The sequence below is a fragment of the Mycobacterium arosiense ATCC BAA-1401 = DSM 45069 genome, assembly GCF_002086125.1.
Lineage (GTDB): Bacteria > Actinomycetota > Actinomycetes > Mycobacteriales > Mycobacteriaceae > Mycobacterium > Mycobacterium arosiense.
In genome coordinates, this window is record NZ_MVHG01000005.1 from 21933 (window position 1) to 44832 (window position 22900).

A 22900-nucleotide genomic window follows, 5' to 3' on the forward strand; every position below is an offset into this window, starting at 1 on the left:
CCGGCGGTGAGGATCAAACCAGGTCGCGCAATGTCTCAATCAGCCTGATGCGCTCGGCCGTCGTCGACGCGATGGGCGCCACGTTGAGCGTGGTGACCCCCGCCTCCCGGAACGCCGCCAGGCGCTCCTTGACGAATCCGCGGGTACCGATCAGGTTGACGTCGCGCACCAGATCGTCGGGCACGACCTTGGCGGCGCCGTCCTTGTCACCGGCCAGATACAACTCCTGAATCCGGTCGGCCTGCGGGCCGTAGCCGTATTTGGTGGCCAGGGCATGATAGAAGTTCTTGCCCTTGGCGCCCATCCCGCCGATGTAGAGAGCCAGGTGCGATTTGACGGATTCCCTTAACGGCTCGACGTTTTCGCCGATGGCCAGGACCGGACCGGCATAGATGTCGAGCTCACCCAGGTCGGGGTCGCGCTTGGCTCGGCCGGCGGCCAGGGCATCCCCCCACACGTCCTGCGCCTTTTCCGGCAGGTAAAAGATCGGTTGCCACCCCTCCGCGATCTCGGCGGCCAGTTCGACATTCTTGGGCCCCAACGCGGCCAGCAGAATCGGGATACGCTCTCGGACAGGGGAATTGATGAGCTTGAGCGGTTTGCCGAGCCCGGTGCCCTGGTCAGCGGGCAGCGGAATCGTGTAATGCTTGCCCTGGTGTTGCACGGTCTCGCGTCGCCACACCTGGCGGCAGATCTCAATGACTTCGCGAGTCCGGCCGATCGGGGCGTCGTAGGGAACGCCGTGAAACCCCTCGATGACCTGCGGACCCGAGGCGCCCAGGCCGAGGGTGAACCGCCCGTCGGAGACGTAGTCCAGGCCGGCGGCGGTCATCGCGGTCAGGGTGGGTGTTCGGGTGTAGAGCTGAAGGATGCCCGAGGCCAGCCCAACCCGCTCGGTGCTGGCGGCCAGGTAACCCAGCGCGCTCACCGCGTCGAACGAATATGCCTCGGGCACAAAGACAATGTCCAGTCCGGCGCGCTCCAGGTCGGCCACCTCACCGGCGACGTCCTTGAAGCCGCCCGCATAGTTGATGCTCAGTCCAATCCGCATGGTCATTACTTTTACGCGGTGCCGGATTGATTGGCCAATTCGAGCGCCTCCTGCTGGATTCGACCGAATTGGGCGCCCATCGCCTCGGACAGGGCCGTCGCGCCCGACAGCGGCCGCACCATCACCATGAAGTCGTCGATGAGCCCGTCATCGTCGAAGTGCAGGAAGTCGCATCCGGTGATCTGCACCCCCGGTGCTCCGACTATCCCGGTTTCGAACACGAAAGCGTGATCGCGACCGCCGGTGTCGTGAATCTCGCGGATATAGCGGAAGTCCTCGAAGATCCGCAATACACCGCGCAGGATGGCGGCGGTGATCGGCTTGCCGACGTAGGGCTTGAACGCCACCGGGCTGGTGAAGACCACGGTGTCGGCGAGCATCGCCGCGATGGCCTCCTTGTCGCGCTCTTCGACGGCCTTGCGGAAGGGGTGCATGAGCGACCTCGCATAGTCAATTAATTGAGTAGGTGGGTTCGACGCTAGGGCGCCCGTTGCGGGATGTCCAGGGTGCGGTTGGTCACTTTGTTGAATAATCGCCTCGTTGTAGCATCGACCGATGTCGCTGCGTGACGCGGTATTGGCCGCCCTCCTCGAGGGCGAATCGTCCGGATACGACCTGGCCAAAGGCTTCGACGCGTCGGTCGCCAACTTCTGGCCGGCCACCCCACAGCAGCTGTATCGCGAACTCGACCGGCTCGCCGAGCAGGGCCTCATCCGGGCCCGGGTCGTGCAACAGGAACGCCGGCCCAACAAGCGGATGTTCTCGCTGACCGAGGCCGGCCGCGACGCGATCCGGCAGTTCACGACCAGGGCGCCGAAGCCTTCGGTGATCCGCGATGAGCTACTGGTCAAGGTTCAAGCCGCCGACGCCGGCGACATGGAGGCCGTTCGCGAGTTCATCCGCGACCGGCTGCGCTGGGCGAGCGCCAAAGAGCAACGTTATGAGCGGTTGCGAAGCCGGATGCTGGACGGGCTCAGCGAAGCCGAGTACCTGGCACAGACCGAGCGGGTTGGCCCCTACCTGACGCTGATGCGCGGAATCTTGTTCGAAGAGGAGAACATTCGATGGGCCGAACGCGCGCTGACCATCGTCGAACGTCGCCTGTCGACCGACGCTGCGCACACCGTGCGTCCCCGGCGTGGACGGACTGTTACTCGCCGGTGAGCTCGGACGCCCCACCTGGGCGACAGCGCTTCCGCCGGGCGGGGCGGGCGTGGTGAGCGCGTCGCCGGGATGTTGTCGACCCAGCGATTCGTCGTGGCCGACCTCCAACTCCAGGCAGGCGCTCGCCCACTTGTGCTTGTGTGCCCCGGTGGTGGTCGGGCGGGTCAGCCGGTCGGCGGCCTCCTCCAGCCGGCACCAGGAATCGCTGCGGACCTGCCAAAGACTGTTGTAAGCGCGCAAGTGTTCTGTCATGGCGGCCCTTTCCTCAAGGCGCCGTGACCCGCCGCGTCGACGGCGCGGCGCCGCGCTGATCGAGGACCCGCTGCTTGAACTCGAGCACCCGGGGTTGATCGACTTCGAACACCGTATGGCCGGCGGGCCACTGCAGCCGGTAGGCGCGAGAATCCAACCCGGCCGCCAGAATGACCGCCTGGCCGGTGCCGGACCGAGCGGCATCGGCGAAGAACTCGTCGAAGAAACGGGTGCGGACCCCCACCCACTCTGCGTTGAAGGCCGCGGCGCTATTCATGTCCTTCTTGCCCACCGCCGCAATCAAATTCGGCTCACCGGCGGCGGCCACGAAGCCGGCGGCGAAGTCGTCGTCGGCCAACGGCGGCTGCAGTCCGGCGTCGAGGGCACGCGCGGCACACACAGCCAACGCGGTGAAACCGACACTCGTCACGATGTCTCAGGTATCGCCGGCACTTCGGGCCACAACAGCCTCCCATCAAGTCATCAACCAGGCGCGTCACGACATAGTTCGCACGGCTAACGATATCGTACGTCAACCGGTTGGGGCGCCACGATCGGTCTTACGACGAGGCGCCCGCGGCGATGCCGAGCAGTTCGCTCAACTGTGACGCGGAATAGCCCCCCGGACCCGCGCCATCGCGCACCGCGACGCGCACGGCGCGCGCAACCGCGGCATTCAGCGGAGCCGTGGTGCCGTGCCGGTGTGCGATCCGGGCGATCTCGCCGTTGAAGAAATCCGTCTCCACGTTGCCGGTGTTGCGGCGCAACGATTGCCACGTGGAGTTGCTGGGGCCGTTGTCCCAGCCCGGAACCGGGCGGATGGTCGGACCATCCGTCCGCACCGCGTTCGAGGTCTCGACGGGCACGAATTCGATTCCCGCATGGCGCAACACGTCCTCACCTTCGGCGCGTAGGGCGGCGAGGATTTCGCCGGCATCGGTCGCTCCGGCGGTCAGCGCCCCCACACCGTTCCCCAGGTTGCTCAACAACTTGTTGTACTTCCACGGGGCCACGTCGGATGTGATTCGCGTCCGGATGCCCGCGTCGGTCCAGGCTTCGGCGAGGCCGGTCAGCAGGTCGGCGTCGGTCGCCTCGCCCGCTCCCGCGGGCCACCGTGCGATGTGGAACTGGCCGGCCACGGGCCAGGACCGCACGATCACTTCCCCGGGTTCGACGTGCACGGCCGGCAACCACACACAGATGCCGAAAACCCGAGCGAAGTAGCGAAGCGCTTTCTCCTCGGCGGCAACACCATTGAGCGCGGTCATCGCCGGCAGCATTTCACCTGCGGTGCCCCGCGTTCCGCCTACCGGGCGGTCGACCCACTCATGCAAGGCCGCGTCGATTTGCTGGGTTTTGGTCGCGAAGACCAGCACGTCGCGCTCGGTCAGTTGCACCTGCTCGGGCCGTGACGCGACCGTGACCGGTGTGCGCCACTTGCCGTCCGGGGTCCTCAGCGTCAACCCATCGGCCGCCAGCACCTCGGCATGCCGCCCGCGCGCAACCAAGACGGTGGACGTCCCAGCCCTCGCCAGCAATCCGCCCAGCGTGCCGCCGATGGCTCCGGCACCAATGATCACGTATCGGCGATCGTCCCGCTCCACCATCGCCACGCCCTCCCCTGAAGTTGCCATGCCCAACGGCGAGATTACGTGTCTGTGCCCGGCTGCGCCGCCGGCCGCGGCGTTAACCTGAGGAATGACCGAATACCGATCGCCGTCGACCAGCCGGGCCGTGCGTGCCGTCCTGTTTGATACCTTCGGAACCGTCGTCGATTGGCGGTCTGGAATCGCCGCGTCGGTGGGACGGTTCGCGCAACGCCACCACATCGGCCTCGATCCGGACGCGTTCGCAATCGAATGGCGAAGTCGATATCTGCCCTCGATGTCCGAGATCCGTTCGGGGCGACGGGATTTCGTGTCTCTGGATGTTCTGCATCGAGAGAACCTCCTCGCATCACTGGAGAAGTTCGGCGCCGCTGCCGAAGCGCTGCCCGGCGGCGAGGTGGAGGCACTCGCCCGGTCGTGGCGCTGGCTGCCGCCGTGGCCGGACAGCGTTGACAGCATCGCGGCCATGAAGCGACATGTCATTGTCGGGCCGCTGTCCAACGGCAACACCGGACTGCTGGTGGATATGGCAAAGTACGCCGGCTTGCCATGGGACGTGGTGCTCGGTTCCGATATCGAAAAGGCGTACAAGCCCGATCCGCGTGCGTACCACGCTCCCGCACGTTTCCTCGGTCTGGAACCGGCTGAAGTGATGCTCATCGCGGCCCACCCCTCCGACCTCGAGGCCGCCCAGAACAGCGGGCTGGCTACCGGTTACGTCGCGCGGCCGGACGAATACGGCCCGGGCCGGCAACCGCAGGTCGAGTCCACCGGCGCCTGGGACGTCTCGGGCACATCGCTGCGCGAATTGGCCGGCTTGCTGTTCGGTGCAGCCGGTCCGCGGTGAAAGGTTGCGCTCGAGCTACTTCCACGCGAACACCGGTTGTTCCAGCCCGTCGACCGGATCGCCCCGCCCTTCCAGGCCCAGCCACCGCAGCTGCAGCAGCACGGCGCCGGTCGGTGCGTGGATGAGGTCGTTGCCCAGCGGGATCTGCACGACCGGTCGTGGGCTTTCCGGGATGGTGATGAACCGTGGCGAATCGTCGCGCTGGAGTTGGTGTAACCCGACTCGATAAACGGCCACCACCTCGTCGGGCGCGGGATGTAGCTCGAGCCGTCCGTCGCCCCAGAGCACCACCGGCGTGATCACGTAACCGGATCGGGTCGGGTAGTCATCGAGCAGGCCCAGGACGGTCGAATCGGGCAGCTCAACGCCGACCTCCTCGCGTAGCTCGCGCAGCGCCGCATCGACCGCTGTTTCGCCCGGGTCGAGTCGGCCGCCGGGCAGAGCCCACTGTGCCGCGTGCGTGCTGAGGCGAGATGCCCTGCGGCACAGCAGGAACGCGGCGCCCCCGGAGACATCGACCATGCGGCCGTCCAGGTGGGCCGCGGGCGGCGGGCGGCCGGCATTCCAGTCGTCCACTGCCACCGGATCCACCCGGTCCTCCCCCACTTCGGAGTCGACGAGCACCACCGCCACGGCCGCGTGCCGCTTCGTCGGGTCGGTCGCCTCGCGGCGGCTGTGGCCGGCCAGATGGTTCCGTATCCGCTCGCGCAGGGCCTGGTCATAGGGGATGGTCACGCATCGAGCCTAAGCTGAGGCGTTTTCCCGCCGTGCCGGTCCGTGCTTGGTCGCGGCCGGACGCCAGTGGTTAACTGCGTGCATGCGACGACAACCGGTGCTGGCCCGACGCTTCTTCGATCGCTACGAACCGGTGCACGCGGTGACGTACTTTGCGCCCGAATCACGGGCGGCGTTGGACGCGCTGGGTTATCGGGGTTTTTGGATGGGCTATTTCGCGGCCCGCTCTGCGCCGTTGGGCACGGCACCCCGGGAGTTGGTCACGGCGATCTTCTACAACTTCGCACCCGAACGGGTCGCCAAGGCGCTGCCGGCGGCATGGGAAGTCGCGGGCCCGCAGGCCGCGTTGCAAGCCCGGCAGGAATCCGCGGTGGCGGCGCTACGCCGCTACGGGCTCGGGCCAGACGAGAACGTCCGCGTCGCAGCGGAACTGGCCGGCAAGGCCGCCCGCCACGCGCCGCTGGATGCGCGTCCGCTGTTCGCGGCGAATCTGGCGTTGCCCTGGCCGGACGACCCATTGTCCGCGCTGTGGCACGCCACGACGCTGCTGCGCGAACAGCGGGGCGACGCGCACGTGGCCGTGCTCGCCGCGGCCGGTATCTCCGGCCGGGAATCGAACGTCTTACATGCCGCGGCCGGCAACGTCTCTCGCGACTACATCGCCCGCACCCGTGACTACGACGAGGCGTCCTGGCGTCACCACGAGCAACGACTCGCTGAGCGGGGGCTGCTCGACGGAGAGGGAGCGCTGACCCTGGCCGGACGCCAACTGAAGGACCACATCGAACTGATGACCGACACGCTGGCCCTGTCCGCGCTCGATCCCCTCAGCGACGACGAGGTGGAGACGTTGTTCTCAGCACTCACCCCGATCACCCGCGCCGTGGTCGCAGCGGGCGACGTCCCCGCCCTCACCCCGATGACGTTGCGCCGCGACGAATTGCACGACGACAGCGCGCATTTGGCGGGCAAATGAGCGGCCAGCGGCTGCCCGGCGGCGTGGTGCACGAATTGCCCGCGGATCTGCGCGACGCGTTGATCGGCAACGCCACCGCGCTTGCCGCCTGGAAGGACATCACGCCGTTGGCCCGAAACGAGTTCATCTGTTGGGTCGAGGATGCCAAGCAGCCGGTGACCCGGCAGCGCCGCATCCGCCGGACCCAGGAGGAGCTGCAAGAGGGTAAGCGCCGGCCGTGCTGCTGGCCGGGCTGCAAGCACCGCGAGCGCACCGGGAAGTAGTGCCGCATCGGCACTCTGGGCACGGGCGCAACTACTTGACCAGCGGTTTGTAGAAGACCAGGCCGTTGCCCTTGTTGTCGTAGACCACGGCTCGTCGTTCGTGGGCATCGTCGTAGGGGCCCTTCACGATGCCCCCACCGCTGGCCTCGACGGCCTTCGCCGCGGCGTCGACGTCGGCGGTCTTGATCCCGACCACGACCTGCCCGGGGATGGGATGGTCCACCGCGGTCGCCAGCGCCAGCGTGACCGGCCCGGCGTCGAGGGCCGCGAAGTGCGCGCCATCGCGAAACTTCAGCGTCATGCCCAGGGTTTCGCTGTAGAACCGGATCGACTCGTCCAGGTCGTCGGTCGACAAGATGATCATCTTCGCTTCGTGCTCGCTCACGGCGCCTCCTATGTCCGGGGTCGCTACCAGACTAGGCCACCGTCGGTTCGCGCGGCGAGCCATGCCCGATTGACCGCAGCTGGATCAGGCGGCGCCGGACGGAAGCGATTGGCCGTCAAGGTAATCCATCGGCGGCGCGCCGCCATGCCCCGCACCGCGGTAGGCCACGGCGGTAGCCAGCGCCTTGCCGCCCTCGATCGTGCCCACCACAACGACTTTGTCGTTCACCGTGAAACGCGGTGCGGCGGTGACGGGTTGGCCGTTGCAGTGGTTGACGACGGTGGTGTTCGGGGTGAAGCCATACGTCTGCACATGCCCGTCGGCGCTGCGCATGGTCACCGAGTCCGCCGACACGGCGACCACGATGCCTTCCTGACTCACCGGCTGCGAGATGGCCGGCGGTTCAAGTTCGGCAGCAACAGCGCGCTTCTCGGGTTGGCCGCCGTTGAGCACCAGCGCCATCAGGCACGCGGCGCCCAACAGCGAAGCGGAGACGACGTCGCACATCGCGGCGGCACCCGAGAGGCCACGCCACCGAGCACGATCGGTCGGCGAGGGCTTTTCCTCCGGTGGCTCCGGCATGCGGTGTTTGGCGCTCACGGTCAGTCCTTCCAGCGGCGTTGCACCAAAGGACATCGGCGCCCACCGAAACAGCTTGTTGCGGTAAATTACCCGCGGCTTTGGCGGGGTAAACCCAGCTGCGCTGCCACCGGCTGTATCACGGCGCTATCGAGTACCGAGGCGCAGGTCCGGCGGGTGCAGTCAGTAGGGCGCCGACGTCGGCAAGTGACCCCGGGCCGGCGACCAACTCGGGCCAGGGGAATCGCTCGCGCGTGCGCCGCAAAAAGCTCAGCGCCGCCGTCAGGTGCCGCGGTTCGTAGTTGTGCACGCCCAGGATGGACAGTTGGCGGCGCACCACCGATTCGGCGTCGACCGCCACGGCCGCGTTCGGCGTGACAGAACCCGCGAGGACGGCTACCCCTTGGACGTCGAGGGCGGCCAGCCCGCGTTCCAACGTTGCCGGCGCGCCGGCCAGATCCAGCAATACGTCGCACGCGCCGGTTCCGGACGCCGAATCTCGCGCAGCGCCGGCACCGAATCTGCGCGCCAGCTGCCTTCTGGCAACGTCCGGATCGACCGCCGTCACCTCCGCGGCGCCACCGGACACAGCGGCAGCGACCGCAGAAAGGCCGAGCATGCCGGCGCCGAGCACGAGGACTCGTCGGCCGTCCAGGCCTCCCGCGCGTTCGATGACGGCCATGACGGTGGCCGTCGCACACGCCGCAGGTGCGGCGACCGCGTCAATGAGGTCGTCGTCGACCACCGCGATGGGCAAACCGCGGGGCAGCACTACATGCTGGGCGTAGCCCCCGGACAGCCCCCATTCGGAGTCCAATGCCTCGTGGCCTGCCTTGCGCACGACGCGGCACTTCGCCGTGACGCCCGCAAGACACCGGTCGCAGGCGCCGCAAGGCAACGTCACGCACCAGATGACACGCTGCCCGACGGACAAAATCCGGCTGTCTACGGCCCGAGGCCGGCCGGCGCCCAACGCCACGATTTCACCGACGGCCTCGTGGCCCAGGATCGAAGGACATGGCTGCCGGCGCCGTCCACACACCGTGTGCCTGTCGCTACCGCACACCGTGGCGAGCCGGACTCGCACCAAGACATCGCCCGGACTTAACGGGGGAACAGGCACCGATTCCACCGAGATGCCGGCGCCGCCACGCCAGACGGCCGCCAGGGTGTGCGTGATCCGGTCGTCAGCGTGCGAGGGCTTCGGCATCGGCCGCATCACGAGGCGCTGGGCGCGGTGTTGCTCACCTCGAGGAGCGCGGGTAGGTCAGCCACGGACGCGAGCAGATGGGTGTGTCGATACCTGCCGAGCTCGACTGCGTTGCCGGCCCCGGACAGAACCCCGACGACGAACGCCGCACCCGAGTTGGTTCCGGCTTGTAGGTCGCGCGGAGTGTCCCCTGCAACGAGCACACGGGACACGTCGGTGACACCGAGGTTCTCCATGGCCCGAAAGATCATGAAGGGCGCCGGGCGTCCGGCCGCTACGTCGCTGCCGCATACGACCTCGTCCACCGTCGAATCACCCTCCCAGCCCAGAGCGGCTAGCAGCGAATTCACGATGTCACGGTCGAACCCGGTGGTGAGGGCGATCCGGATACCGTCGGACCGCAATGTGGCCATCGCGTCGGTGACGCCGGGCAGCGGGCGCGGCGGGGAGGTCGCGTAGGCGGCCGTCAGCCGGCTGCGGAAATCAGCGACGACGGCGTCCAGCAGGTCCGCGTTCGGCGGGGCACCACCTGAGGGAGTGAGCAGCGCACGCAGCGCCTCGTGCTTTGCCGCGCCGTGCCAGCGGGCGATGTCGGCCTCGGACGGCGACGCACCGTAGGCGATCGCCGTTTCGGCGAGAACCCGGTAGACCTGCTGACCCTCGTCGACGGTGGTGCCGGCCATGTCCAGGACGGCCAGTTCGAGCCGGGTAGTCATCTGCCGTCGGCCTCCGATCCGGGCCTGGCGTTTCGGCTCAGGGCGCAGCGCGCGTCCAAGGTGTTCTCGAGCGTGAAGCTGACCATGGCCGGCAGATACCGGTCGTCGTGGTACTCGATGACCTCGCCATCGGCCCCTCGAGTACTACGCTGCTGCCTCAGCAGCGGATCACCTTGCGCCACAGAGAGATACGCGGCATCGACCGGGTCGGCTGCGACAGCGTCGATAACGTGCGAGGCGGTCGAGAACCGCACGCCCTGCGACAGCAGGTAGGCCCATAACGATCCCGAGTCGCAATCGAAGTCGAACAGCCGGCGACCGACGTGCTCGACGAAGGTCGCCCGCTCCAGCATCGCGGGCTCGCCGTCGAGATAGCGCAACCGCAACATTTGCACGACCGGGGCCCCCTCGTCGGTGTGCAGCACCGCCGCCGCGTGTTCGTCGGCTCTGCGCCAGGCCAATTCGAGGGTGCGCTGTCCGGGCGTGCGCCCGATCGAATGGGCCCACGCGGAATAAGACAGCAACGTGTCGATCGGCTGGCCGACCGACGCCGTACGGACGATCGGCCGCTTCCCGCGGCCGCCGGCGATGACACCCTCGGCCCGCAGCGTGGCCAGCGCCTGACGGACAGGACCGCGAGACGCCTTCCACCGGTTACAGAGTTGGGATTCCGACGGAAGCTCGGCACCCACGGGCAGCTCTCCGACCCGGATCTGCTCCCGCAGGCTGTCGGCGATCATCTCGTGCAGCGCCATTGCCATAAACTTGACTATACATGTTGGCGCCCCTGGATATCGGGACTGAAGGCGATGAATGTCCCTGAAGTTACCAATGATTGAACTTAGCCATAAATGGCGGTACGTCGTTGACTTGTATCTACCGTGTGGTGGACGGTACTTATCATGACAAGTCTTGGATTCCGGCGTGACGCCATGCCCGCCGGAACGGCGCATGCGAGAGTCGCCCAGTCGATCGACGACGCAAAGCTCGACATCTTCCACTTCAAGGCCGCGGCGACCGCCGGCGCCGGTTTCTTCACGGACTCATACGATCTCAACGTGATCGGCACGGTAACCCTGCTGGCCACTCCGCAGTTCCACCTCACCGGCGGGCAGATTTCGATGCTGACGAGTTCGACGCTGCTGGCAGTCGCGTTGGGCGCCATTGCCTTCGGGCGCCTCGGCGACATGCTGGGCCGCCGCCGAGTCTACGGGTTCGAAGCGGTCTTGATGATCATTGGAGCGCTGCTCTCCGCGATCGCGCCCAATTTCACGATCCTGCTCATCGCGCGCCTGATACTCGGAATCGGGATCGGCGGCGACTATCCCGCCAGCGGCGTCATCATGGCCGAATACGCCAATCGGCGAAACCGCGGCCAATTGGTTGGCCTGACCTTCATCTTCTATGTCTTCGGCCAAGTCGCGGCATATCTTGTCAGCCTGCTCGTGCTGGCCGTCGGCGTTCCCGACCACATCGCCTGGCGACTGATACTCGCAATGGGCGTCATACCGTCCCTGTTGGTGCTGTATCAGCGGCGCCACATGCCAGAGTCACCGCGCTGGACCGCCGAGCGCGGCGACGAACAGCAGGCACTGAAAGACTTTGCGACCTTTGCCCACTCGCGCGCGACGTTCACCTCGCCTGCCGTTGTCCCGACGCCTGCCGCCAAGATCCCGGCCGGACTGTCTCACCGGAAAGTCCTCACCATGCTGGTGGGCACTGCGGGCAGCTGGTTCTTCTTCAATGTCGCCGTATATGGCACCTATGTCAGCCAACCATTGCTCATCAAACACATCACGCCCCACGGCAACGTGGTGTCCAACATCGCCCTGAACGCCGTGCTGGTCATCTGCTTCGGTCTCGGCGGAGCGATCGCCGGCCTGCTGGTGCTCGATCGGATACCACGACGCAGGTTGCAAGCGCTCGGGTTTGGTATATGCGCGTTGGCGATGTTGTTGATAACGGCCTTCCCGATCATCAGCGCCTCGGTGGTGCCGTTCGCGATCGTGTTCGGCATGTCTTTGTTCGGCGTCGCCTTCGGACCCAACTACACCACCATGCTTCTCGCGGCGGAGTCCTATCCCACAAGCGTTCGCAGCACACTCCACGGCCTTTCCTCCGCAGTCGCCAAAGTCGGGGCTTTCCTGGGTGCGCTTTTCGTGCCGCTCCTGCTCAGCACAGCCGGGCTGCGAGCGGTGACCCTGCTGGGATTCTGCTGCTACGCAGCGGGGATCGCCACGACCGCCTTTGTACGCGAACCGGCGGGGCTGGCGCTCGACGACGTCAGTGACGACCTGCACCTCGAACGCGCGCCAACCGGCGTGAAGGCCGAAACCTTTTCGCCCACAGGGCTTTCGCTTTGATGTCAGAACGCGCGGTCAGCCCTTGGTCAGGGTGAACTGCGCGACGTCGGTGTAGCCCTCCCGGAACAGGTCCGCGCATCCGGTCAGGTACTTCATGTACCGGTCGTAGACCTCTTCGGACTGGATCGCGATCGCGTCGTCGCGGCGCGCCTGTAGGGCGGCCGACCAGGTATCGAGGGTGCGGGCGTAGTGCAGGCGCAGCGGCTGGATCAGTTTGACACCGAAACCGGCGCGCTCGGCGTGCTCGACGACGCCCTTGGCTTGTGGGAGGTCACCGCCCGGGAAGATCTCGTCCATGATGAATTTCATGAAGCGCAGCTTTGTCATGGTGATGGGCAGCCCGCGGTCAGCGAACTCCTCGTCGCTGGGCTTGATGATGGTGTGCAGCATCATGACGCCGTCGGCGGGTTGTGCTTCGTAGGCCTTCTTGAAGAACTCGTCGTACCGGTCGCGTCCGAAGTGTTCGAATGCGCCGATCGACACGATGCGGTCGACCTTTTCGGCGAACTGCTCCCAACCCTGCAGCAGCACCCGCTTGGACCGCGTCGAGGGATGGCTGTCAAGGCGGCGCTGCACGTGGGCCTGCTGGTTACGGCTCAGCGTCAGGCCGACGACGTTGACGTCGTAGCGCTCGAGCGCACGGACGATCGTGGTGCCCCACCCGCACCCGATGTCGAGCAGCGTCATGCCCGGTTGCAGGCCCAGCTTGCTGAGTGAGAGGTCGACCTTGGCGTATTGCGCCTCTTCCAGCGACATGTCCTCGCGCTCGAAATAGGCGCAGCTATAGGTCCGCGTCGGGTCCAGGAAGAGCGCGAAGAATTCGTCGGACAGGTCGTAGTGCGCTTGTACGTCCTCGAAATGCGGTTCCAAGCTGACGGCATCGCCGGGTTTTTCGGACAAGGCACAACCTCTGACTGATTATTTTTCCAACGGGCGCGATCGAAGCTGATCGCCGCACTGACGGCCCCAGTGTATCCGCCGGGATAGCGGTGCCCGCCCAGTGAGTTACTGTTCAGGGCGGCTGTACCCGCGAACGCGGGCGTCAAATTGGTAAACGGCCCGCGGTGCAGAAGAATTCGACCAAAGCTCGCGAGCCAGCCGGATGGAAGCGGTTGACGGATCCCGCATCGAGTTGTTACCTCAGCTGGTGAACCGGGTAAGCCCCGGCCGACCGGTGCGCAGAGAGGCAGGACTCTGGCGATGGCTGACATCACCATGTTGATCCTTGCCGATCACGAGTGGTTCCGCGAACAGTTTGCGCTGTTGGACGACCTGCAGGCGCACCGGCCCGACGACCGGGCGGCCCTGGCGCGGGTATGGGGTCCGCTCGCCGACAAGCTGGACGTGCACGCCTACATCGAAGAAAAGATCTTCTATCCGCAGTTGCTCAAGCGCGGGGGTGACGACGCCGAGGGCGAGACGCTCGACGCGATCGGTGATCACAACGACATCCGCGACGGCGTGCGCGACGCAAAGGCCGCCACGATCGGCAGTGAGCGGTGGTGGGCCGCGGTCGGGCGGACCCGGGTGGCCAACGACGATCACATGGGCGAAGAGGAGCGAGAGGGGCTGTCGGATTTTCGCCGCAACGCGCCCATCGGGCTTCGCGACGCGCTCGGGCGCCAATACAGCGAGTTCATGGCCGAGCACCCCACCACCGAAGGGCTGCCGATCGCGGCTCGCGACCCCCGCCGCTACGTCGAGCAGTTCGAGGAGCCGTCCACGGCCAAACCCACCGACTTCTCACTGCACATCGGAAGCCTCAAAGGCCAATGAACCGTCGCCGCGACTGACGGGCCGTGACGCGAGTAACCAATCCGGCGATAGCGCCGCCGCGGCATCATCGCCGTCGCCGCTCGCGAGTGACGTCTAGCTGGCATTTGTCGGACGCGATCGCGTGCGGCCAGCACCCGGCCGGACCGTCGCGGCGGCACGCCGACACACGCGGTTATCCGACCCCGCTGGTTGGTCGCCGGAATGTTTGGGGTAAGCCATCATTCGATGGGTACTCGACGCCGCCGGAGGAAATGGGCACGTAAGGACATCAGGGTCGCCGATCCGGCGATGCGGCAAACCATCATGGGCACCGCGATCGGCAACTTCATGGAGTGGTACGACTTCGGTGTCTACGGCTATATCGCCACCACGATCGCGCAGGTGTTCTATCCCGGCAAGAGCGTCAGCGGCGTCCACCTGATCGCGACCTTCGGCACGCTGGCGGCTGCTTTCGTGGTGCGTCCGCTCGGCGGGTTCATCTTCGGTCCGCTGGGCGACCGCATCGGCCGACACCGGGTGCTGGTGGTCACCATCCTGATGATGACGATCAGCACGACCATGACCGGCCTGCTCCCGACCTACAGCACCATCGGGATCTGGGCGCCGATCCTGCTCGTCGTCGCCCGAATATTTCAGGGCCTGTCCACCGGCGGTGAGTACGTCGGCGCGATGACGTATCTGGTCGAGCAGGCCCCCGACCAGAAACGCGGCATGATGGTCGGGTTTTTGCCGATGGGCAATCTGGTCGGGTTCGTCCTCGCCGGGTTGCTGGTGACGGGCCTGCAGACCTGGCTGCCGGACGACGCCATGCTGACGTACGGCTGGCGGATTCCGCTGCTGCTGGGCCTGCCCTTCGGCCTGGTCGCCCTGTTCTTGCGGCTTCGGCTCAAGGAGTCCTCGGCCTACCAGAGCGCGCACGACGGTGCACCCGCGGCGGGCGACCAAGGCCAGCAGCCGGTTCGGCGGACGATCCTGGCCCAGTGGCGCCCGATGCTGATCTGCGCAGCGCTGGTGCTGACCTCGCAGGTGGCCGACTTCATGCTGACCGGGTATCTGCCGACCTATCTGAGGCTGTTCGTGCGCGTCGGGCGCAGCGCCGGGCTGGTCATGATCGTGTCGACACTGGCCATCCTGATGCTCACCGTGGTGCTCGTGGCCGGCCTGTCTGACCGCATCGGCGTCAAACCCATCATGTGGACCGGCTGCGGGCTGCTGATCGTGGCCTCCATCCCGGCATTCCTGCTCATTCGCTTCGGCGGCGTGTATCCGGTGATCTTCATCGGCGTCCTGCTGATCGGCCTGATGGAGCTGTGCTTCGACAGCACCGGCCCGGCCATGCTGCCCGCGCTGTTTCCCACCAACGTGCGCTATGGGGCGCTGGCCATCTCCTACAACATCTCGATCTCCCTGGTCGGCGGCGTCACCCCGCTGATCGCCCAAGCGCTGGTCTCCGGCACGGGCAACGTGATGGTGCCGGCATACATGCTGATCTTCGGCGGCGTGGTGGGCGCCATCACGTTGCTGTTCACCCCGGAAGTCGCCGGCAAGCCGTTGCTCGGCTCCGGGCCTGCCGTCGAAACCGAGCGGGAGGCCCGCGAGCTGGCCAAGGACGTCATCAGGTAGCGGACACGCCGCGCACCGTCGTGGACGCCACCTGCTGGGCCGCTAGCCCGTGGCCTTCGACGCGGTGACAATGTGCTGATCGGTTAGCGCACCCCTGGGGGAGCCAATGATTGGCAGCGCCGAAAGCGACATCGTGGCGATGGTGGCATCGCCGAATCGGTCAAGCTTGACGCAGCACCAGCAACTCGCCGGTCAATGTCTTGTCTTCGAGCAACCGACCGATCGTCGAACTCTGACGTTCGGCCAACTGGAAGGCCTCCGTGTCCCCATGTCGGTCGGCGAGCACACGCTCCACCGTGTCCACATGTTCAGTCCATGCGTCCTCGATCGGCGGAAGGGCGCCCGTGCCGAGTTGCTGCTCGACGTTGAGCGCGACCCCGACCAGCAGCTCTCGCAAACCCTCCGGTGTCGGAAAATGGTTGCCCTCCAGCGTATTTGGCGGTATGTCTCGGTGCGCGACGAAGACGAGCAATCCGACGCGCCCGCCCGGCCGTACTACGCGACGCAGCTCCGTGAGCAGCGCGAGTTGATCGGGGGTGGTGCACAGCACGCCCAACGCCCAGGCGGCGTCGAAACTCGCGTCCATCATCGGCAGCGCCGATCCCATCGCGCACACCACCGGAAAGCCGAAAAGTTTCCGTGCCGCGCGGCACGCGCCGGTCTCCGGCTCGACGAGAACGGGCCGAACCGCGCTCGATCGAGCGGCGTACGCCGCGGGGCCCCCGACGCCGGCGCCGGAGTCCAACAGCGTGGCATCGGGCGCCAGTTTCATGTGCTCGATTAGCCAGTCGAGGGCGGCCGGGCTTCCGCTTCCCCGGCAGCCGGCCGGGAGGTGGTATTCCGGCCCGAGCTCGGCCGCGACTTGCGCGGTCCATTCGGCGATGGTGTCGAACTCGGCCTCCATGGCTTCCGTCATGTCGCTCCTCCCGCCGATCGCCGGCGCTTTGCATCCTCGGCGGCGCGCGTCATAGCGGCACCTCCGCCCGGATGCGTCGGCCCACCTCCGCCTTGATCTCCGCGCCGAAGCGAGGGCCCGATGCGGATGCCAGCCCCGAGACGTTCACACCCTCGACGCCCTCGATCGACAGCAGCGATCGAGCCTCGTCCACCGCCGCCGCGATCCCGGCGTCCACCGGGTCCGGTGCGCTCAGAACCCGTTGCGTCACAGCGGGATCGAGCTCGAGTCCCGGCAAGCCTTCCAGCACCGATGCCGAGACGCTGTCGGTGAATACCGCCACCGCCGCGATCACCGGGATCGTCAAGCCGGCCGAGTGCGCTGTCTTCATGAAGTCGGCGACCATGTCGGGAAAGGGCACGTGATTGAGGACAGCCAGACTCGCTCCGGCTCGCTGCTTCTCGACCAAACGCGCGGGCCGACGGTGTACGGGCGGCGCGGTGGGCGTTTCCGTTACCGCGGCGACCATGCCGACCGAGGCGGCCAGCGAAACGAGACGAGGCCCGTCGAGGTCGAAAGACTGCGTAACGTCCGGGCGCACATCGTATCCGCGCCCGTCTCCGGTTACACACAACACCGTTTCAACGTCGATGCTGCGCAATCCCCTCAACTCCTGCTCGAGCACCACGCGGTTGCGGTCCCGGCACGACAACGTGATCCATGGCGTCACACCGGCATCGAGCAACAGCGACGCCATCAGTGTAGGCGGAAAGTCGGGCTTGTTCTGATGTTCTCCCACGAGGACGGCGTCGCACCCGGGCGCCAGGGCCGTCGCGGTCGCCGCAATGCTGTCAGGATCGAACGGGGTGGCGCTGAAGTCGGTGAGTACCCGCGGAGCACGCGCGGGACGGGGTGAAGGGCGGTGACCCGACCATGGCACCACGTCGCCGAAAGCGCACGGACCCGGGCGCATCTCGCACTGTCCGTCCGGGCGCACACCGCCGCACGGCCCGAACTCCATCCGCTTCGGACAATCCGAATCCGCCGGCATTCGCACCCCCTGGATCGTCAATACCCAAACGATCGTGCACACAAGCGCCCGGTACCGCACGATTTCGGAGGGTCATTCGCGATTAGCAATCGTGCGCTGCGGCTAATACGAAGAGGGCGTGTGCTGAATGTGCGGCACAGCGGACGGAATGGGAACGTCAATGGAACCGATATCACCGATGGACGCGTTGTTCCTCATCGGCGAGTCACGCGAACACCCGATGCACGTGGGCTCGCTGCAGCTCTTCGAACCCCCGGATGATGCCGGTCCCCACTTCGTGCGCGACGCGTATCAGGCGATGCTCGAGCGCACGGACGTGCAGCCGTCGTTCCGTAAGCATCCGGCCTTCTTCGGCGGCATCACCAACGTCGCGTGGTCCATCGACAGGGACGTCGAGCTCGATTACCACCTTCGCCGGTCCGCCCTTCCCGAGCCCGGACGAGTGCGCGACTTGCTCGAGTTGGCGTCCCGGCTGCACGGCAGCCTGCTCGACCGGCACCGTCCGCTGTGGGAGGCGCACCTCGTCGAAGGCCTGCAGGACGGCCGCTACGCGGTCTACACGAAGTACCACCACTCCCTCATGGACGGGGTCTCCGCGGTCCGCCTGATGCAGCGCGCCTTCACGTCCGATCCCGAGGACGACGAGGTGCGGGTCCCGTGGAACCTTGGTCCGCGCAAGCGCGGTGGGCGGGGCCGACAGCCGTCCCTCTTCGACCGCGTGGGCCGCACGGCGGGGTCAGCGCTCGCCTTGGCACCGTCCACACTCAAGCTCGCGCGCGCAGCGCTACTCGAACAACAGCTGATGCTGCCGTTCCGGGCGCCCCGCTCGATGTTCAACGTCCGGATCGGTGGCGCCAGACGGGTAGCGGCACAGTCATATTCGCTGGAGCGCATCAAGGTGGTCAAGGCGGCCACCGGTGTGACGGTCAACGACGTCGTGCTCGCCATGTGCGCCGGGGCCCTGCGCGCCTACCTCATCGATCAAAACGCCCTGCCGGACGCGCCCCTGACCGCCATGGTTCCGGTGAACCTGCGCAAGGAGGACGACGACGGCGGCGGGAACAACGTCGGGACCTTCTTGTGCAATCTCGCAACCGATCTCGACGACCCGGCCAAGCGGCTGGAGATCATCAGCGCGTCCATCCGCCAGACCAAAGAGGTGTTCTGGCAGCTGCCCCCGGTTCAGCAGTTGGCCCTGTCCGCCTTCAACATCGGGGGGCTGTTCTTCGGTCTGATCCCGGGCTACCTGTCCGCGGCCTCCCCGCCGTTCAACATTGTCATCTCGAACGTCTCGACCGGTAACTCAGACCAATTGTATTGGCGCGGGGCGCGATTGGACGGAAACTATCCGCTGTCGATCCCGCTCGACGGGCAGGCCGTCAACATCACCGTGACCAACAACGCGGACAACCTCGACTTCGGTCTGGTCGGATGCCGCCGCAGCGTCCCGCACCTGCAACGCATGCTCGGCCACCTCGAGGCGTCCTTGAAGGATCTGGAGCGCGTGGCGGGCGTCTGAGATAACCTGTGCCGCGTGCTCAACGGCCCCGTCGCCTACGCTGCAGTAGCGGCGTCGGCGCGCTCTTCCTCCAACCGGTCCTTGCTGCGCAGCAATCGCAGCAGCGTCACGAACAATAGACCGCCCACCAGATTGCCTGCGACGGTGTAGCCGAACCAGCCCAGCCAGTCCAGGTAGCCGAACGGCGCCTGCCCGGTGATGAGCGCGCCGAAGATGAGGAGCGAATCCAGAATCGAATGGAACAAGCGCAACCCGGCGAGCAGGAAGGCCGCCGCCACGGCGGCGGCGATCTTGCCGGGCACCGAGTCGGTGCCGTGTTGCATCCGGGTCATCAACGTGATCACCATGCCGCCGAGCACCGCCAGACAGACACTCTGGGCCGACAGCGGCGCGGCGGCGAAGTGGGTCGCGGATTCGACCGTCTGCGAATGCAACTCGGGAAAGCCGGTCATGATCAGCCACATAATCACCCAGCCGCCGACGAGGTTGGCGAACAATGTGCCCGCCCAGAGTTTGAGCAGTTGCGCCGGGCCCGCGCGCTTGGCCGCGACGGTGACGACGGGAATGATGAAGCCCTCGGTAAAAAGCTCGCTGCGACCCAGCAGCAAGGCTAAAAAGCCGATGGAAAACGCCGATCCGGCCAGCAGGGGGCGGTGGGTGGCGTCCAGAACCGATAGATAAGCGAGCACGCCGAGCGCCACCTCGGTGCCCCCGAAGAACCCGGTGACCAGCACACCGCGCCAGCTACGGTGCAGCCGCTGGGTACCCTCGCTCAGCATTCTGCTGAAAGCGTCCTCCAGCTCGTCTTCTATTGGACTGTCGGTTTTGCCGAGCTGTCGTCGAATGGTCTGGCCCATGTTGAAGTCCTCGCGGTTGAACGGCCTAAGAACGGTGCTATACCCCATTTCCCCAACCGTCCCGTCGCCGAGACGCGTTAGCTAGGCCACATGCGGAAGGCGGCCAGAAGCGGGCGCCATTCGGGCAGACCGCCGCCGCTGTCTTTTGTGGGGAATACCACATCGCCTACTGTAAGGTCCACGGTACGTCAGCGCAGACGGTGAGAAAGGTTGGACCGTGCCAAGCACTACTGATACGCGCAGTCCGCTGCGCCCCGACGTCGATCTGACCGACGGCGCCTTCTACGCGGGCGACCCGCGGCCGGTCTATCGGTGGATGCGCGAGAACGAGCCGGTCTTCCGGGACCGCAACGGTCTAGCCGCCGCGGCGACCTACCAGGCGGTGATCGACGCCGAGCGGGCGCCGGAATTGTTCTCGAACGCCGGCGGTATCCGGCCGGACCAGGAGGCACCGCCGATGATGATCGCGATGGACGATCCCGCCCACCTGCTGCGGCGCAAGCTGGTCAACGCCGGCTTCACCCGCAAACGCGTCAAGGACAGGGAGCACTCGATCGGCGCACTGTGTGACGCGCTGATCGACAACGTCTGTGAACGGGGCGAGTGCGATTTCGTTTGGGACCTGGCGGCTCCGCTTCCCATGGCGGTGATCGGCGACATGCTCGGGGTGCTTCCGGAGGAACGCCAGATGTTCCTGCGCTGGTCCGATGACATGGTGACCTTGCTCAGCAGCACGACCGCACAAGAGGATTTTCAGGTCTCGGTGGACGCATTCGCCGCTTACAGCGAATACATGGCCGGCATGATTGCGGCGCGCAAGGCGGAGCCCACCGACGACCTGGTCAGCGTGTTGGTACATGCGGAGGTGGACGGCGAGAAGCTGGCCGACCATGAGATCGTCACCGAGGTGTTGTTGCTGCTCATCGGCGGGGACGAGACCACCCGGCACACGCTGTCCGGCGGCACCGCGCAGATCCTGCGTCACCCGCAACAGCACCGGCAACTGGTCGACGGCGTGGCCCTGCTACCCAACGCGATCGAGGAAATGCTGCGCTGGACCGCCCCGGTGAAGAACATGGCCCGCACCATGACGTCGGATGCCGACTTCCACGGTACCCGGCTTAGACAGGGCGAGAAGATCGTCCTGCTGTTCGAATCGGCGAACTTCGACGAGGCGGTGTTCGGCGATCCGGAGAACTTCCGGATCGACCGATACCCCAACAACCATCTGGCGTTCGGGTTCGGGACCCACTTCTGTCTGGGCAATCAGCTGGCACGCCTGGAACTGTCGACGATGCTCGAGCGATTGCTGAAACGCCTTCCCGATATGCGGCTGGCGTCGCAGGAACCACTTCCGCTGCGGCCGGCCAACTTTGTCAGCGGTCTGGAAAAGATGCCGGTCGAATTCACGCCTACGGCGCGTCGGTAGCGTAATCCAGGTAGACGCTGGTGCCGTCAGGCCGGGCATGGATGGTGCAGTGATCGGACAGCCGATGCATCAGCATGATGCCGCGCGAGGCGTGCGGATCGTTCGGTTGCCTCGATGAGGGGTTGCGCCAGCTGCCGCGGTCACTGACGCAGACTCTGATTGACTCGGTCTCAGGATCGTAGCTGGCCTGGAGTTTCATGGCACCAACCTGGTGATGCGAGCGATAAGCGTGCTCAACGCAATTCGCCAGCGCTTCGTTGACCCCAAGGACGACGTCCTCGCGCATTTCTTCGGGCGCGTGCACCTCTTGCTGCAGCCACCGTCGCAGCGCACGACGCCATTCCGCCACCGTATCGGGGCGGGCTGTGCCGGCGAGCGTCAGCCGCACCGGCGTGGCGGTCTCCGGCGGTCGTGGACCCATGAAAGCCGCATACCCAGATGCGGTTGGAGGGATAACCTGCTGCGAGTATCGCTTGGGCCACAGATCGATTGCCGTCCAGTATGACCAGGCCACCGCGCCGAAGGCGCTGCGCCAGGTGCTAACGGCGCGGCGACAGGACGGGTGTGACCAGTTGGCCCGTGCTGAGGTAGCCGTCGAGATTGCGGATCGCCAGCAGGGCCATGGCCCGCCGGGTCCGCGCGGTGGCGCTGCCGATATGGGGAAGAAGCACAACGTTGTCCAGGCCGAACAATTCGGCCGGTACCTGCGGCTCTTCGGCGAAGACGTCCAGGCCCGCTCCTGCCAGTTCTCCCGCGGCCAGCGATTCCACCAGCGCGTCCTCGTCGACCACGCTGCCCCGCGCGATGTTGATGAGGTAGCCCTGGGGGCCCAGGGCCCGCAGCACGGCGCGGTCAACCAACTTGCGTGTGTTGCGGTCGCCCGTGGTGGCGATGACCAAAACGTCCACCGACTCGGCGAGCTCGACGGGCGACTCGGCGTAGCGGAACGGTGATCCCTCGATGCGGCGGCGGTTGTGATAGGCGATGGCACAGTCGAATCCGAGCAGCCTGGTCGCGATCGCCGAACCGATTCGGCCCAACCCCAAGATGCCGACCTGTAGCCCGCTGACATCCCTGGCATAGGGAAACGAGCCCTCGCGCGCCCAGCGGCCGGCGCGCACGTAGCGATCGGCTTCGCCGAAGCGGCGCACTGTCATCAGCATCAGGCCCACCGCGGTGTCGGCAACTGTGTCCGACAACACGTCAGGGGTGTTGCTCACACCGATGCCGCGACGCCTGGCCGCCGCCAGATCGATCAGATCCACCCCAGCCCCGTTGTTGACGATGACCTCCAGATTGGGCAACGCCGCCATGGTGTGCGCATCGACGCCGGGTGACCCCGATGTCACCAGCACGCGCACATCGGCGCCATGCTCGGCCAGAAACTGCGTGCGCGCGGAACCGTCGGGAAGCTGCGGAATCTCATACCGGGCGGACAACTCTTCTGAAAACGTCGGCTCCATCTCGCCGACCCTGAGCACCCCGCTGATCTTCTTCGCCGTCACGGCTTCATCATCCTCGATGGCGGCATCGGGTCGGCCAACCGGCAGTGCAACGGCGGCCTCCCGGGTCGCGCTGGAGCTTTGTCGCTGGGAAGTAATC

24 protein-coding genes and 1 pseudogene are annotated in these 22900 nt (G+C 66.4%); 9 read left to right on the top strand and 16 right to left on the bottom strand.

From position 1 onward, the window contains the following. Positions 1–13: 13 nt before the first annotated feature. Both BST14_RS03585 and BST14_RS03590 read right to left on the bottom strand, forming a co-directional pair. Positions 14–1051: an LLM class F420-dependent oxidoreductase gene (locus tag BST14_RS03585; RefSeq protein WP_083063331.1), complete on the bottom strand. Its 1038-nt coding sequence runs from the start codon at positions 1049–1051 to the stop codon at positions 14–16. Between the two features lie 11 nt (positions 1052–1062). Beyond that, on the bottom strand, positions 1063–1485 hold the full coding sequence (locus BST14_RS03590; protein ID WP_083063222.1) for a nuclear transport factor 2 family protein: 423 nt from the start codon (positions 1483–1485) through the stop codon (positions 1063–1065). Between the two features lie 121 nt (positions 1486–1606). On the opposite strand from BST14_RS03590, the gene BST14_RS03595 reads away from it, so the two are divergent. Next, positions 1607–2215, top strand: a complete 609-nt coding sequence (locus BST14_RS03595; protein ID WP_083063223.1) for a PadR family transcriptional regulator — start codon at positions 1607–1609, stop codon at positions 2213–2215. A 274-nt stretch (positions 2216–2489) separates the two neighbouring features. Here BST14_RS03595 and BST14_RS03600 read toward each other — a convergent pair. Continuing rightward, positions 2490–2900: pseudogene (locus tag BST14_RS03600) on the bottom strand (SAM-dependent methyltransferase); the annotation flags it as partial. A gap of 127 nt (positions 2901–3027) precedes the next feature. Then, entirely contained in the window at positions 3028–4101 is a 1074-nt protein-coding gene (locus BST14_RS03605; RefSeq protein ID WP_245845277.1) for a ketopantoate reductase family protein, read from the bottom strand. Positions 4102–4165: 64 nt separating this feature from the next. Between BST14_RS03605 and BST14_RS03610 the strand changes: the two genes are divergently transcribed. Continuing rightward, positions 4166–4921: a haloacid dehalogenase type II gene (locus tag BST14_RS03610; RefSeq protein WP_083063224.1), complete on the top strand. Its 756-nt coding sequence runs from the start codon at positions 4166–4168 to the stop codon at positions 4919–4921. A 15-nt stretch (positions 4922–4936) separates the two neighbouring features. Here BST14_RS03610 and BST14_RS03615 read toward each other — a convergent pair whose 3' ends face one another. After that, positions 4937–5656 carry an NUDIX hydrolase gene (locus BST14_RS03615; RefSeq protein WP_083063225.1) on the bottom strand — a complete coding sequence of 240 codons (720 nt, stop codon included), beginning with the start codon at positions 5654–5656 and terminating at the stop codon, positions 4937–4939. 82 nt (positions 5657–5738) lie between these two features. Here BST14_RS03615 and BST14_RS03620 point away from each other — a divergent pair, with 82 nt between their 5' ends. Both BST14_RS03620 and BST14_RS03625 read left to right on the top strand, forming a co-directional pair. Continuing rightward, positions 5739–6632 (top strand): SCO6745 family protein, encoded by an 894-nt coding sequence (locus BST14_RS03620; protein WP_083063226.1) that lies wholly within the window; start codon positions 5739–5741, stop codon positions 6630–6632. Next, complete coding sequence (locus BST14_RS03625; RefSeq protein ID WP_083063227.1) at positions 6629–6895, top strand: YdeI/OmpD-associated family protein; 267 nt, start codon at positions 6629–6631, stop codon at positions 6893–6895. Before BST14_RS03620 ends, BST14_RS03625 begins: the two co-directional genes overlap by 4 nt. 31 nt (positions 6896–6926) lie before the next feature. Here the strand turns inward: BST14_RS03625 and BST14_RS03630 are convergent, their stop codons facing one another. The 5 genes from BST14_RS03630 to BST14_RS03650 form a co-directional block, all read right to left on the bottom strand. Next, a complete protein-coding gene (locus BST14_RS03630) occupies positions 6927–7280 on the bottom strand; it encodes a VOC family protein (RefSeq protein WP_083063228.1) in 354 nt (117 codons plus the stop codon). Positions 7281–7364: 84 nt separating this feature from the next. Continuing rightward, on the bottom strand, positions 7365–7880 hold the full coding sequence (locus BST14_RS03635) for a hypothetical protein (protein WP_245845278.1): 516 nt from the start codon (positions 7878–7880) through the stop codon (positions 7365–7367). Between the two features lie 118 nt (positions 7881–7998). Next, positions 7999–9069, bottom strand: coding sequence for a zinc-binding dehydrogenase (locus BST14_RS03640; RefSeq protein WP_083063333.1), 1071 nt, complete (start codon positions 9067–9069; stop codon positions 7999–8001). An 8-nt stretch (positions 9070–9077) separates the two neighbouring features. Then, positions 9078–9785, bottom strand: a complete 708-nt coding sequence (locus tag BST14_RS03645) for a phosphonatase-like hydrolase (RefSeq protein WP_083063230.1) — start codon at positions 9783–9785, stop codon at positions 9078–9080. Further along, positions 9782–10546 (bottom strand): GntR family transcriptional regulator, encoded by a 765-nt coding sequence (locus BST14_RS03650; protein ID WP_083063231.1) that lies wholly within the window; start codon positions 10544–10546, stop codon positions 9782–9784. Before BST14_RS03650 ends, BST14_RS03645 begins: the two co-directional genes overlap by 4 nt. A 171-nt stretch (positions 10547–10717) precedes the next feature. On the opposite strand from BST14_RS03650, the gene BST14_RS03655 reads away from it, so the two are divergent. Then, positions 10718–12148 (top strand): MFS transporter, encoded by a 1431-nt coding sequence (locus BST14_RS03655; protein ID WP_245845290.1) that lies wholly within the window; start codon positions 10718–10720, stop codon positions 12146–12148. Between the two features lie 15 nt (positions 12149–12163). Here BST14_RS03655 and BST14_RS03660 read toward each other — a convergent pair whose 3' ends face one another. Then, positions 12164–13048: a cyclopropane mycolic acid synthase family methyltransferase gene (locus BST14_RS03660; RefSeq protein WP_083063233.1), complete on the bottom strand. Its 885-nt coding sequence runs from the start codon at positions 13046–13048 to the stop codon at positions 12164–12166. A 300-nt stretch (positions 13049–13348) separates the two neighbouring features. Between BST14_RS03660 and BST14_RS03665 the strand changes: the two genes are divergently transcribed. Together BST14_RS03665 and BST14_RS03670 are read left to right on the top strand one after the other, a co-directional pair. Next, the gene (locus BST14_RS03665) at positions 13349–13924 is read left to right on the top strand and encodes a hemerythrin domain-containing protein (RefSeq protein WP_083063234.1); all 576 of its coding nucleotides are present in this window, start codon (positions 13349–13351) and stop codon (positions 13922–13924) included. A gap of 288 nt (positions 13925–14212) precedes the next feature. Continuing rightward, entirely contained in the window at positions 14213–15547 is a 1335-nt protein-coding gene (locus BST14_RS03670; RefSeq protein WP_083063235.1) for an MFS transporter, read from the top strand. A gap of 160 nt (positions 15548–15707) precedes the next feature. Here the strand turns inward: BST14_RS03670 and BST14_RS03675 are convergent, their stop codons facing one another. Both BST14_RS03675 and BST14_RS03680 read right to left on the bottom strand, forming a co-directional pair. Further along, the gene (locus tag BST14_RS03675) at positions 15708–16463 is read right to left on the bottom strand and encodes a class I SAM-dependent methyltransferase (RefSeq protein ID WP_169926045.1); all 756 of its coding nucleotides are present in this window, start codon (positions 16461–16463) and stop codon (positions 15708–15710) included. A gap of 49 nt (positions 16464–16512) precedes the next feature. After that, the gene (locus BST14_RS03680; protein WP_083063236.1) at positions 16513–17493 is read right to left on the bottom strand and encodes a methylenetetrahydrofolate reductase; all 981 of its coding nucleotides are present in this window, start codon (positions 17491–17493) and stop codon (positions 16513–16515) included. 160 nt (positions 17494–17653) lie between these two features. Between BST14_RS03680 and BST14_RS03685 the strand changes: the two genes are divergently transcribed. After that, positions 17654–19012, top strand: coding sequence for a WS/DGAT/MGAT family O-acyltransferase (locus tag BST14_RS03685; protein WP_083063237.1), 1359 nt, complete (start codon positions 17654–17656; stop codon positions 19010–19012). A 35-nt stretch (positions 19013–19047) separates the two neighbouring features. Here BST14_RS03685 and BST14_RS03690 read toward each other — a convergent pair whose 3' ends face one another. After that, a complete protein-coding gene (locus tag BST14_RS03690; RefSeq protein WP_083063238.1) occupies positions 19048–19869 on the bottom strand; it encodes a formate/nitrite transporter family protein in 822 nt (273 codons plus the stop codon). Between the two features lie 217 nt (positions 19870–20086). On the opposite strand from BST14_RS03690, the gene BST14_RS03695 reads away from it, so the two are divergent. Further along, entirely contained in the window at positions 20087–21298 is a 1212-nt protein-coding gene (locus tag BST14_RS03695) for a cytochrome P450 (protein WP_083063239.1), read from the top strand. Here BST14_RS03695 and BST14_RS03700 read toward each other — a convergent pair. Beyond that, entirely contained in the window at positions 21282–21686 is a 405-nt protein-coding gene (locus BST14_RS03700; RefSeq protein ID WP_142279245.1) for an ATP-binding protein, read from the bottom strand. The genes BST14_RS03695 and BST14_RS03700 overlap by 17 nt on opposite strands. Positions 21687–21837: 151 nt before the next feature. Further along, a complete protein-coding gene (locus BST14_RS03705) occupies positions 21838–22761 on the bottom strand; it encodes a 2-hydroxyacid dehydrogenase (protein WP_438502126.1) in 924 nt (307 codons plus the stop codon). Positions 22762–22900: the final 139 nt, after the last annotated feature.